This window comes from Vibrio sp. 10N.239.311.G01, from assembly GCF_041465805.1.
GTDB lineage: Bacteria > Pseudomonadota > Gammaproteobacteria > Enterobacterales > Vibrionaceae > Vibrio > Vibrio crassostreae_C.
Genome location: NZ_JBFSRM010000048.1, coordinates 1 through 12,065, shown reverse-complemented (window position 1 = coordinate 12,065; position 12,065 = coordinate 1). Strand labels below are relative to the sequence as shown.

Annotated in this window: 10 protein-coding genes and 1 pseudogene; 9 read left to right on the top strand and 2 right to left on the bottom strand. The window is 41.3% G+C overall.

Going from position 1 to position 12,065, the window contains the following annotated elements; genetic code table 11:
- The first annotated feature begins 1,538 nt into the window (after positions 1–1,538).
- The 6 genes from AB6D06_RS21900 (at position 1,539) to AB6D06_RS21875 (ending at position 7,858) form a co-directional block, all read left to right on the top strand.
- Complete coding sequence (locus tag AB6D06_RS21900) at positions 1,539–2,843, top strand: tyrosine-type recombinase/integrase (RefSeq protein WP_372111833.1); 1,305 nt, start codon at positions 1,539–1,541, stop codon at positions 2,841–2,843.
- 225 nt (positions 2,844–3,068) lie between these two features.
- Complete coding sequence (locus tag AB6D06_RS21895) at positions 3,069–4,070, top strand: phytanoyl-CoA dioxygenase family protein (protein WP_017102636.1); 1,002 nt, start codon at positions 3,069–3,071, stop codon at positions 4,068–4,070.
- 16 nt (positions 4,071–4,086) lie between these two features.
- Positions 4,087–5,412 (top strand): serine hydroxymethyltransferase, encoded by a 1,326-nt coding sequence (locus tag AB6D06_RS21890; RefSeq protein WP_372111830.1) that lies wholly within the window; start codon positions 4,087–4,089, stop codon positions 5,410–5,412.
- Complete coding sequence (locus tag AB6D06_RS21885) at positions 5,409–6,047, top strand: LysE family translocator (protein WP_017102638.1); 639 nt, start codon at positions 5,409–5,411, stop codon at positions 6,045–6,047. The genes AB6D06_RS21890 and AB6D06_RS21885 overlap by 4 nt, the downstream gene beginning before the upstream one ends.
- A gap of 130 nt (positions 6,048–6,177) precedes the next feature.
- Positions 6,178–6,594, top strand: coding sequence for a GFA family protein (locus AB6D06_RS21880; RefSeq protein ID WP_372111827.1), 417 nt, complete (start codon positions 6,178–6,180; stop codon positions 6,592–6,594).
- Positions 6,595–6,698: 104 nt separating this feature from the next.
- Positions 6,699–7,858 (top strand): IS3 family transposase gene (locus AB6D06_RS21875; RefSeq protein WP_102561909.1). Its coding sequence is split into 2 segments (ribosomal slippage): positions 6,699–6,957 and positions 6,957–7,858, totalling 1,161 coding nucleotides; the frame shifts between segments, so codons are not numbered across the junction.
- 329 nt (positions 7,859–8,187) lie between these two features.
- Here AB6D06_RS21875 and AB6D06_RS21870 read toward each other — a convergent pair.
- Together AB6D06_RS21870 and AB6D06_RS21865 are read right to left on the bottom strand one after the other, a co-directional pair.
- Positions 8,188–8,490: a type II toxin-antitoxin system RelE/ParE family toxin gene (locus AB6D06_RS21870; protein WP_102560971.1), complete on the bottom strand. Its 303-nt coding sequence runs from the start codon at positions 8,488–8,490 to the stop codon at positions 8,188–8,190.
- The gene (locus AB6D06_RS21865) at positions 8,462–8,698 is read right to left on the bottom strand and encodes a TA system antitoxin ParD family protein (protein ID WP_017100443.1); all 237 of its coding nucleotides are present in this window, start codon (positions 8,696–8,698) and stop codon (positions 8,462–8,464) included. The genes AB6D06_RS21870 and AB6D06_RS21865 overlap by 29 nt, the downstream gene beginning before the upstream one ends.
- A 471-nt stretch (positions 8,699–9,169) precedes the next feature.
- Here AB6D06_RS21865 and AB6D06_RS21860 point away from each other — a divergent pair, with 471 nt between their 5' ends.
- The 3 genes and pseudogenes from AB6D06_RS21860 to AB6D06_RS21850 all read left to right on the top strand — a co-directional run.
- A complete protein-coding gene (locus AB6D06_RS21860) occupies positions 9,170–9,712 on the top strand; it encodes a hypothetical protein (protein ID WP_017100441.1) in 543 nt (180 codons plus the stop codon).
- Between the two features lie 3 nt (positions 9,713–9,715).
- The gene (locus AB6D06_RS21855) at positions 9,716–11,023 is read left to right on the top strand and encodes a YfaP family protein (RefSeq protein WP_229648405.1); all 1,308 of its coding nucleotides are present in this window, start codon (positions 9,716–9,718) and stop codon (positions 11,021–11,023) included.
- An 803-nt stretch (positions 11,024–11,826) separates the two neighbouring features.
- Positions 11,827–12,012 (top strand): annotated as a pseudogene (locus AB6D06_RS21850) (IS6 family transposase); the annotation flags it as partial.
- Positions 12,013–12,065 lie beyond the last annotated feature (53 nt).

Sequence of the window (12,065 nt, the reverse complement as noted above, 5' to 3'; positions counted from 1 at the left end):
ATACGAGACACAATTACTCTTTATCGCCCAAACTGGTTAAATTTTAACAGTGACATCTACCCTGCCAGATAGGGATAAAGTGGAGATTTGGTTATTAATCATATCTATGTTATTGACTATGTAAAAATCACCACAAGTTATCCGCCCAAGAGCATACAAGCCCATTTGAATATCACCAGTTTCTGACTTAGCAGGCTATCAAGTACCGGATTGCTTCTATCGAGTGAACGTTGTATTCCTGTAGCATTGATGATGAAATCAAAGAAGTACTCCTTTTCTATCTGTCTCTACACAATATTGACCATTGTCTAATCGTTGAGCAAAGTCACTGGCAAGGTAAGATGTATCAGTGCCCGGAATGGAAACCTGATGAGGAAGCTAGTTCCACCCTTGTAGGAGTGGAACTATGGTCGATAATTAAAATGGACAGCTCATATAACCCTGAAGGATTATCTTTTTGGGAGACATTTTGCAGACAGCAGCCTAATTGCCTCTAAAAATCAGTGCGCATGTAGTGCAACTAAACTTTGTGACACAACGAGTAAGACAAGAGTACGAAGAGATATTAATGATGTTAGTGGTCTTTATCATATATACCAATGTCTTTTTTTAAATGGTCAGAAAGGTGTCTCACATCGAGAGATGCATTTTTATTTTTTCCACTTTTAAAATTATACCTTTTAAATTTAATCCGCAGATAGCGTAAATAGTCTCTAAACTTCGATTTTTTTTGAATTGTTTTCACTGACTTTTCATTTTTCATAGCAACGCACTCTTTTTTATAAGAAAAACCATAATTTTAACGACCAAAATTAATTGAAATTAAGTATCTTTAAACCCAGAAGCTTCGTCTTCATGAGAAAGTTGATTTGATACTAATTATGTTTACTTTAGGGACTGCTGCTCCTTTTCTCTTCAGTGAAAATAGTTTTATTTGTCTTTCCATGAAGAATTCCCTTATTGTTTTGTTACTTATTGCCAGAGTAAGTAGATAGTTACTTATTATTTTATAAGTTAACACAAAGGCTAAGAGCTAATTATTTACATTTAATTTATATTCGTTAAGGGTTTATAATGAAAATCAGGATTAGATACTGTTCACGAAATGCCTCCAGTATATAAAAGGATATTTGATTGGTTTGATGCGATGGTGCGTTCTAGAATTTTTTCATTTCTAGCCTGTATTTTTGGGGTGAAAGTACCCCTGTATAAGAGTAACTTGGCGTTAATGTAAAAACAGTGTGGTCAAATCTACACCCCAACCCCTTCCAATAGGGGCGTTTTTCATCGATAATTTAGCCTCTTAGTGAAAACAAAGACTAATTGGAAAGTGTTCCAAAAATGCCCCTGTATTTTCAATTTTTGACCACACCCTACGCCAGTATTGCCATTCAGTCGAAGGTGAACGTGATCGTGCTGAGTCGTCTTTTGGGGCATGCTGAAGCGGAAACGACGCTAAAGTATGCGCATTTGGGACGTGAGGACGTGTGTCAGGCGGCCTCTCATGTGTCGGGTGTACTCGTTAAGGGGATGCGCTCATGAAGTCACTGTTATTCACTTCTAAAGTGATTCAATCTCTTCATTCAAAAACTCGAACGTATACGGTGTGGGATACCAAAATTCCCGCGTTAGGGGTTAGAGTCTATGCCGATGATCGCCGTTTCTATGTGACTTATCTACCCATTCCCAATAAGACGTTAGCGGCCGTGGGACAATTCACCCTAAAACAAGCCAGACAACACGTGCAAGCTTTACAGTCTTCTTTTTTAGAAAAAGAGACGAAACCGATACGGTTAATTCGCTTTGATGCTTTGGTGAAAGAAGAATGGACGGATAAGGTCTGCAAGGGATGGAAACTGAGTACACAAGGGACAGCGTCGAGCGCCTTAAGAAGGCATTTGTTGCCCGAGTTTGGACGTTTTCCTGTCAGCCGTATTGATTCGTTTCATGTGCATCGTTGGTTTGATGAACTCAGCCAGAATTACGCAGGGGCTGCCAACCGCAATCTTGATGTGCTTCGTTCTATCTTCAAATATGCGGTGAAGCAAGGTTATTGCATGGAAAACCCTTGTGAGGGTCTCAAGCAAAGTCGCAAAAAAAAGCTCAATCGTTTTTTGAGTTTGGATGAGTTAGCGCGATTGGATAAGGCATTAACTGTGGTCAGCCAGCAAGGTAATCTGGAAGCGTGCTGTTGTCAGGTGCTAAAACTGGTGCTGTTAACGGGGTGTCGAATTTCAGAGGTAACAGGCCTACAATGGTCTTTTGTTAAAGGCAGGGAGTGGCACTTGCCGGACAGCAAAACGGGTGCGAAGGTGGTGTATGTGGGCAAGGAAGCGCAGAAACTCCTTTCAGACATACCAAAGCAAGCATGGACACAGCGTAGCGAATCACACGATGATGTGTTTATGCCTTTGCGTCGTTTTGTGAGTCGGTCGACTAAGGTTAGTATGGTCTGGCAACAGGTGCGAGCCTTAGCCCATATCGAGGCTGTTCGCATTCACGATTTGCGTCATACCTTTGCCAGTTATGCGGTGTTAGAGGGGTTCCCTATTCCGATGGTGTCGAAACTGTTGGGTCACACGCGTATTTCATCCACGCTTCGTTATGCTCACGTGGATGATGTGCAAGTATCGCAATCTGCTGAGGCGATAGGGGAAGTTATTAGTGGAATATTATCAGGCCAGCTTGTGAATAACCCTAAAACTCGAAAAGTGAGAGCCTCCAAACCTAAGCCGACGAAATCTCCCCCTAAACGCAGAGGAAGACCTATCAAAGTAATACCGGAACTGACCGAGAAGGAGGTTGAACGGTTTAGATATGAAGTGGATTTTTGGGAATGGTGATTAAAATATCTGTCGGAATAACATAAGTACATCAAATTTTAAGATTAGGTTTTTTGGTGAAGTTTGTGTTTTGGGGAGTCACACTTGGAGTTCTGTGAATAAGTGTACGCGAGAACTAACGCTTTTCTCTAAATATTAATTATTAATTATTAATTTTAGGCCATTCGATAAAGACTGATAGGTTCGACGCTCTTTGTTTAACATCATAGGGTAGGCAGCTAATCAATGGACAAGAGTAAAGGATTGACGAGAGAGCAAATAAGGTCTTTTCGCCGAGATGGTTATTTAGGACCATTACCGAGGTTCGCAAATGTCGAATTAATTCAAGATGTTTTAACGGAAGTTAGGGAGATAGCTCAAAGCCCAGAGCCGCATCCCCTGTATGGTCGTTATTCTGTCAGGGATTGGCATTTAGTATCGACGAAAATTAAAGAGTTGCTCACAGATTCAGCTTTGATCCCAAAGCTACAGTCTCTGATTGGAGACGATTTAGCTCTTTGGCGCTCAAAAATTTTTCACAAGAAATCTGGAGAAAACGGTACAGGTTGGCACCAAGAGTGGGGAGATTTCGATGGTGAAGAAATTGGCAATAATAAGCCTAGTTTAAGGCCTAAACATGAAAGGCGGGATCGTTGGTGGAATTTAACTGTTTGGGTCGCCCTTACTGATGTTGAGCTTGATTGCGCTCCGTTGCGTTTCATTCGTGGTTCACATAAAAAACAATATCCTAAAACCATGGTTCCAATGACAGAATCTGAGTTTTGGCATGATCCATTTATTGACTGTAAAACAATCGAAGATGTTGTCGAAAGGGCGAACAATTACACACTAGTATTGGACGTTGATACCAGTGGGCTTTTTGAAAATTATCAAATTAGTGGGAAATCATTCGAGGATGTTAAAGCCTATGTTCGAGCTGAACTTGCAAAATTACCTGCAAAAAAAACATTGGGTGTAGACGAGAGCCAAGAAGATATAGTGACGATCCCTATGAAAAAAGGGGAATTTGTTATTTTCACGGAAAGAACCATGCATGGTTCTCTTCCTAATACATCTTATAATGACCGGTTTGGCATTAATTTTAGAGTAACGGCAACGGATACGGAAATTTATCCATTTCGACACTTGGGCGACTTTATTGATGGCTCAAACATAGATATCACAAGACATTCGAGCTTACTGCTCTGTGGTAAGGATCTGTCTAACACACGTAACAGTTATACGTGAGAAGGGAGGTTAGAAAGTGATTATCAGCAAACAAATGCATGACATGAATATTCTGAATGATGCTTCTGCCTTACTTGGGTGTTCGACTTCTAAAGAGCTCTATCAAAAATTAAGAGCTTTAATAGAGCGACACGAGACTGTGAGAGTGAAGACAGGAATAAACCTTGTGGCAGCAGAAGGCCCTATGAGTTTACAAGCTCGGGGACTACTAAGTTGTGACTTGGGGTCTAGAGCCTCAGGCGGTTCTATTGGGCGAAATAACCGCTTTTTTACGGGGCTTGATCAAGCTGATGAAATAGAAGCACTTTGCATAGTATTACTTAAGGAATTATTTGAATGCAATCATGCAGACCCTAGGCTTTTAGGAGGGCTTCATGCTAATACGGTTGTCTATGCAGTTCTCAAAAACCATTTCAACGTATCAGATATGTCCACCCTCAATACATTTTATGGTGGTAACTCAAGTAACCATAGTTTAGGCCCCCCGGGGATCTTGAACTATTCCATTTCAGATCTTCCTGTGGATCCGAATACCCTCGAAATTGACTTAAACGCCTTTGAATACATGGCTAAGTTTAGACACCCGAAATTAGTGAGTTTAGGGGCAGGTCTCAACCTTTTTCCCTTTCCTGTAAAAGAGATAAAAGACATTATTTCTCGTTGGGGAGGGATGTTACTTTTTGATGGCTCACATCAAGCAGGGTTGATTGCTGGTGGAGTTTATCCAAACCCTCTGTCTTTGGGAGCTGATATCTACACTGCATCGACAGGAAAGACGTTTAGTGGTCCTCAGGGAGGAGTAATTTGTTGGAATTCGGAAAAGTTTTCTTCTCCGATTAGCACGACTATATTCCCAAAGCTAACTGGTTCACATCAACTTAATCGAATTGCTGCCCTGACGGTCTCATGCTTAGAATTAAAGGAATATGGCCTTGAATATATGGCTCAAGGGATACTTAATGCTAGGCAACTTGCTAGTAATTTACAGGCGCACGGGTTGGAGGTGCTCTGTTCTGATGAAGGCTTTACTGAAACTCATCAAGTTGTTGTGAAATGGACTCGAGAAGAAGGTGCGCGTTCAGCATGCTACCGTCTAGCTGATGTTGGGGTTTTTGCTAATGCAGTCCCACTTCCTGAAGATAGAGAGTTGTTATCTGGGATACGTTTTGGTGCAACAGAAATTACTCGATTAGGGGTTACACAAAGTCAAATAGTTGTTTTAGCTGAGGTAATCGCAGGCGTTCTACAAGGTAATTACAATTTGAAGGAGGCGCGTAATGTAGTAAGTGAGTTAGCCTCAACATTTTCTGGCTTTAAATATAGCTTGGAGGGTGGACAATGATTTCAATTACAGAACTGTTTACTTACTTATTTGTTACGTTGCTATATGCGTTTATGCCCGGTCCTGCAATGCTTTACAGTATTGCTCAAGCTGTGTCAGGAGGGAAGAAAGTAGGAATTATGGCAGCTTTTGGCCTTCATATAGGAGGTTATTTTCATGTAATTTTAGCTGTATTAGGTTTGTCTTCTGTGCTTTTAGCTAATCCTTCTCTCTATTCTGCCATTCAAAAGCTAGGAGCTCTCTATCTTGTTTGGTTGGGTTTCCAACGTATCTATCTATCAAAAAAATTACGTATTACTTCTTGTGAAAGCAATCTTACCTCTCCTAAAAGAACGTTTATTGATAGTGTCATTGTAGATATTCTGAACCCTAAAGCCGCAATTTTCTATCTTGCTTTTCTCCCACAGTTTGTGAATGAAGCAGGAAGTGTTGCTGTTTGGCTCCAACTGCTTATTTTGGGAGTTGTTACGAATTTATTGTTTAGTAGTGCTGATCTGTTAAGTGTTTTGATGGCGAGTCATCTACAGAAAAAGTTTCAAGCAAGAAGTAACTGGGTTGATTTTTTCTCAAGGTGGTCTGGTAGTATTTTTATACTGTTAGGTGTTATGGCCTTGGTAAACTCCTCGTACAATTAGGGGAAGGGACACACTTCTCGGATTTTTAATTCAAGTTGATTTACGATGTAATGACTTAGGTTAGACGGTAGTGTTACTCGTTACTTAATTCGGAGTTAGCTGCCACTCATGTTGTGAGGAGGAGTGATAAATGGAATATCCACTTATAGGAGCATGTCAGTGCGGGCAAGTGACCTATGACTTGTATGAAAAACCACTAATGGTCTTTGCTTGTCACTGTACAGAGTGCCAAAAACTGTCTACCAGCCCATTTAGCATTACAGCAGTTGTCGATGCCGAGAAAATAGAGTTTTCTGGTCAACTGAAAACTTGGGAACGTTTAGCTGATAGTGGCAATCGTAATTGCGCGATGTTCTGTCCAAATTGTGGAAACAGAATTTACCATTTCAATCCAGATGCACCGCAAACGGTTAAATTAAAGTTAAAACCAACTGATATGTCGGTAGCTGATATTTTCGAACCTCAAGCACATGTTTGGGTTAGTGAAAAACTAGATTGGTACCAAATACCAACTAATGTAAAGGTTTTCCCTGAGCAGCCGGGGTAGCGGTGAGCAAGTGTTTAAGATATTAAAATACTTGTTCTGTAGTGGTCTAATGATCCCGGACACCAAATTAGGTGGTAAAGTCTCCACCATAAATGAGGTGTTCAATGACAAAACGACAACGACGTACATTTTCTACTGAGTTCAAAATAGATGCTGCAAGTTTGGTTCTTGATCAAGGGTACTCCATACCTGAAGCAGCTAACTCTATGGGCGTAGGTGAAACGGCTTTACGGCGATGGGTCGACCAACTCAAAGTTGAGCGAGGTGGGATGACACCAACGACCAAAGCCCTCACGCCTGAGCAAAAGAAAATCCAAGAGTTAGAAGCCCGGATTAACCGGCTAGAACGAGAAAAATCCATATTAAAAAAGGCCACCGCTCTCTTAATGTCGGACGAACTCGAACGTTCTCGTTAATAGACAAGTTGAGGGAGCATGAATCGGTCAAAATGCTTTGCGAACTGTTCAACGTAGCTTCATCTTGTTACTACGAGTTTAAGCAACGCAAGCCGGATGCCAGTCGCATTCGTCTAGCTAGCCAAATTAAAGAACTCTTCAACATGAGTCGAGGCTCTGCTGGCAGTCGTACTCTTGTCTCGATGCTGAGCGAAGAAGGCATAAAAGCCGGACGATTCAAGGTTCGCCAGATAATGCGTGAAGCTGATTTAATGAGTAAACAGCCAGGTTCGCATCGATATAGACATGCAAAAGTAGAAAGGCTAGATATTCCAAATCTACTGAAGCGTGAGTTTTCTGTCAGTACTCCGAATCGTGTTTGGTGTGGCGATATTACTTATATTTGGTCAGGTTCGAAGTGGACCTATTTAGCGGTAGTGCTTGACCTATTTAGCCGACGCGTTGTGGGGTGGTCTTTATCCGATAAGCCCGATACAGAATTAGTATCTAAAGCTTTGGAGATGGCCTGGGAGCAACGAGGATGTCCAAAGAACGTGATGTTCCATTCAGATCAAGGCTGCCAATATAGCAGCCGTAAATATCGCCAAAGACTTTGGCGATATCGTATAACTCAAAGCATGAGTCGTCGTGGTAATTGTTGGGACAACGCTCCCATGGAGCGGCTATTTAGAAGCTTGAAAACCGAGTGGATACCAGCAACAGGTTACCTGACACAAGCTCAAGCTAAGAAAGACATCAGCCATTACCTGATGAGTTACTATAATCGGCAACGGCCTCATCAAGCAAATGATGGGCTGTCGCCAGTAAGTGCCGAAAATCGGCTTAAGTCAGTGTCCGGAATTTGTTGACCACTACAGTTCTAATCTATTGAGGTTTAGGGAGTTTCATTGCATTAACTTACTTTTGGCCAGAACTTTCATAGGTTGAATCTTTATCTGTGGCACTTTCTAACTCGAAAGTGCCCCATTATTGGCTAGACCTTTTACTCATTCACACCCTGTTCATGGGTTTTTACCATATTAAAACTTATCCACTCTTCTCATACTGTTAATCCCCGTGATGTTTCACGGGGGTAGATTCCACCTTTCTTTCAGCGTTAGCTACCTTAAGTTCTTTTTCAATCAGTTTGTAGGTGTTTGAGGGGTATAAAAAAGCCTCGCGCTTGGCGAGGCTTTGGTTATCTAAATGTTCTGGATGCATCTCGATAAAAGTTTTCATGACTGCCCAACGCCATTAAGGTCAGGACTAACGTCCCGTATTCATCGTAGTTGTACCCAAGCAAGGTGAGCTGCTTGTTCATCTTAAACTTGTGCACCCTAAGAAAAGACAAATCGCCTTTCTTCATCACGCCAATAAAAGGGTTTTCTATAACCTCTTTCACTGTTTTATCTAGATCTTGTTTTTGGTTTTTGTGTAGCTTTTTTACTGTCTTGGCAAATGTCGTAGTTTGCTCAATCTTTGTTACTTTCGCTAAATTCATAAGAGGTCGTATTCCCGTGCTCTAATTCGGCTTTAGCGATGATTGCCTGCAGTACGAACTCGTAGGTTAAGTCAGGGTTATCCTCCATGATCTTGCCTATTTTCGCCCAATGCTCAATTTGCTTGGGGGTCGTTCGATTTAAAGCTGTTCCAATGGTTGCAGCTCTATCTACTAGGCTCTCATCAAGTCTAACGCTTGTAGTAGCCATATGTATTACCTTGGTCATTTGTTTGTTGATGTCAATTGTAGCGCATTGCATCATATGTGGCAACTTGCAACAAAAGCCCTGCTAGTGGGCTTTTTCACTTCTCATAAGTGACAATGAACTTAACCTCTAAGGTCGTGCTCTTCTGATGGCTCCTCCATACCGGAGATAATGCATCATTTACTAAATTAGAAAAAGCTTCTGTCCAAAGGTGTGCCATGAAACTCGAAAATGCCCCATTAGAAGTTACGACCGATTGATTACTCATTTCAGAAACCTGTGATTTGGCTTACTTTTCCTTATGCAAACCACATCTACTGTATTGATATAAGTGTAACGGACCTAGGTATATTAATGTAACGCCAGTCTCTATAGCGGCAACTTGGTCGGCTCAAGGGTGGTATGGGACTCGTTGCACTTGGCGTTAATCTCTTATATTTTAGTAACTTAAAATTTATGATCAAGGAGTAGACAATGAAGTTGAAAATAAGGGAAGCTTTACCAATATGTGCCATCATGTTGCTAACGGCATGTGGTGGTGACTCTGATAGTGCCGATGATGTAAATGCAGCAACACCAATCAATTCACCTACAGATGCTTTAAGTCAGTTAGTTTCGTCAGGAACGTACCCAGACTTAGACACTAGTGATTCGCTTACAGGTTCAGTCACCAATAACGAAGCCATTCGAGACGATATATTGGCATATATTGAAGCGGCTAACTTATCAGCAAGTCAAAAGACACAAGTTAAGAGTATTGCCAGAACTATCCAAGAAGCTGTCCTTGTTGATCATTCTGATATCGATGCAGTCCTCCAAGTTGATGAAGAGTCTACTGTAGCTATCGGTTGCTTGAGTTTAGCTTTTGATAACCCTGCCGATGCACATCAAATTCTAAAAGCGATAGAACATTACACAGCAAACACTCGTGAGCGCGCAGCGGCATATTCAGCGTTCAATGAAGCTCTTGATGGCACTGTGACGCGCCTACCATCTAATATCGATTGCGTGGAATGATGTATGAAAAAAATTATTATAACCGCTTTAGCTGCGTCAATCTCTTTCAATGTAAGTTCTGCAACAGTTTGTGAAGTACCAGGGTATGTCGTTGGCTTTTTTAATGGAGTGTGGAATACAAAAAATGAAGCGAAATTAGCGACATTTGAATTCCAAAAGCAAATTGGAAATGAGTACAATTCAGAGCCTGTAGCATACGAGACTTTTTATAACGTAACTGGTTCATCGGTTAGTGCATCAGCGTTTCAAGATATAGCAGAAGTATTTATTCAGCGAGCGGAAGAAATAGACCCCGATCTCGGCGGTAGATTTGATATCTTTTGGTCAGCAATTACTGGTGGTGGAGCTGATGGTTTCTTAGATAAAGTCTACAATATTGTCAGCGCCCCTAGTGACTTGGTGTTGGGGCTACTTACTGAGCTTTACGACTGGGCATCATCCCAAACAGTTGCACTTGTTAGTCATTTGTTTTCTTCACCGCCAACAGCAAGCGATTACGCTCGTCATAACACGAGGATTCAGACGTTAGGCACACAGGGCGCAAAAATGCTGTTTATCGCCCACTCCCAAGGTAATCTTTTTGCTAATAATGCCTACAACGCAGCATTGGAATTGGATAACCTAGATGAATCTAATCTTGGGGTAGTCCACATTGCACCAGCTTCACCACAACTGAATGGACCTTATACACTAGCCGATCTCGATTTGGTGATAAATGGTTTAAGAGCTGTAGGGACAGTGCCCGATACAAATGTCTCGATACCAGTCAGCCATTTAGAGGTTGATCCATCTGGTCACACTCTCATACAAACCTATTTAAATACTTCTTTACAACCAGCTGGAATGATAAGAAACGATCTCCAATCGGAGCTGGCGTCATTACAAACTCCTGAAGCAATCGCTTCTACAGGGTCGTTCACAGCAACACTCAGTTGGAATGGTCTAGGTGATGTTGATTTGCATACGTTTGAACCCAATGGGATGCAGGTGTACTACCAAAATAGGGTAGGTAACGTTGGTGAGTTAGATGTTGATAACACCAGCGGCTATGGGCCAGAGCATTACTTCGCCACTTGTGACAGAGACAGCCTCGAACTCGGGGTATATAGTATCGGTGTGAATAACTACGCTCGTGCAGAAGGTCGAATTGCAACTGTTCAAATATCGACAGGTAGTATTTCGGATGTTCTAACTAAGTCAGTTACACTTGGGGAAGCTCAAGGTTCATCAGAGAATGCCAACCCATTACACATGATGAATGTTGTGGTTTCTGAAAACGACAGTGGTGGCATTGAAATAGGGGCTTTCTAGTAACCTTAAAGGGCCGTTTACCTATAGTAATATAATCTGATAGCCCTACTAAAACATCATTTGATGTTTTAGTAGGGCATTGCGTTTGGTCTACCAATTTCCGATACATTGTATGATTCGGAGTAGTAAATTTTGTCCGAACGACTTAGTCGCCAATCTGAACGTAACTCGGAAATGTCCAGAGGCTTCATAGACCTGAAGTTTTACTCGTCGTCGCGACTCAAGGCGAGTTCCAATGATATATTTTGTAACTGCAAGCAATTAGCTTTGTCGATAAGAGCTGATAACAAAGAGAGCCAAAGCTGACTAAATTGATTAACCAATAACTTTCAATGTTTTTGGTTATAGTATGTGTAATACAAATCCCAATAATACTTGAGTTATTTCAAATGAAACAAGAAGTACATAGGTTTGAGCTATCAATAAATAGCACTATCTCTGAAGTCTATGGCCACTTTACTAAGGCAAATAGTGACCAAAGCCTCGATAGAATGTTTGAAGGTCTTCAAAAAAAACTCAGGAAAATTACCTGCTCAGTGAGAGAGAGGGAGTGTACTCTCATTAATGTGTACATTGCATACGGCAGAAGACAAGAGGACTTTGATGGTAGAGGGAAGACTTGTAATTCTTTTCCTACAAGGAGAATCGAAAGTATAATGAACACCCATTCTAACCTTTCGCCAGAAGACCTGCTAGGTGAGGCTTTACGATCTTTAGAGCACTGAGCTGGAACTTTAACGTTTTCTAGATTAGCGCATGATAGCTGAAAATATGAGCAAAAAAATTAAGAGTAATTACACCATGACAATGCGATAGAGTCAGACCATGCTCTAATCAAAAAGCTCATCGAAGCGATTCAAGGTCTTTAAAGGTTACGGATATTGAACAAGAGTCAATTTGATTTTTGGTTAAGCCGTGACCGGGCAGAGGTGAGAGTGCACGAGGGATCAGCGTTTTTGAATGAACTCTTCAATACATTTACAGTTTAAGTATAAAATGAGGCGGCCAAATAGCCGTCCCAGACACACCATCTGACTTGTTT

Excerpts from the sequence above, each read along its gene's own strand:
- AB6D06_RS21870 (WP_102560971.1), bottom strand. The coding sequence starts at position 8,490 with ATGAATTTAGCGAAAGTAACAAAGATTGAGCAAACTACGACATTTGCC.
- AB6D06_RS21860 (WP_017100441.1), top strand. The coding sequence starts at position 9,170 with ATGAAGTTGAAAATAAGGGAAGCTTTACCAATATGTGCCATCATGTTG.
- AB6D06_RS21900 (WP_372111833.1), top strand. The coding sequence starts at position 1,539 with ATGAAGTCACTGTTATTCACTTCTAAAGTGATTCAATCTCTTCATTCA.
- AB6D06_RS21865 (WP_017100443.1), bottom strand. The coding sequence starts at position 8,698 with ATGGCTACTACAAGCGTTAGACTTGATGAGAGCCTAGTAGATAGAGCT.
- AB6D06_RS21895 (WP_017102636.1), top strand. The coding sequence starts at position 3,069 with ATGGACAAGAGTAAAGGATTGACGAGAGAGCAAATAAGGTCTTTTCGC.
- AB6D06_RS21880 (WP_372111827.1), top strand. The coding sequence starts at position 6,178 with ATGGAATATCCACTTATAGGAGCATGTCAGTGCGGGCAAGTGACCTAT.
- AB6D06_RS21885 (WP_017102638.1), top strand. The coding sequence starts at position 5,409 with ATGATTTCAATTACAGAACTGTTTACTTACTTATTTGTTACGTTGCTA.
- AB6D06_RS21855 (WP_229648405.1), top strand. The coding sequence starts at position 9,716 with ATGAAAAAAATTATTATAACCGCTTTAGCTGCGTCAATCTCTTTCAAT.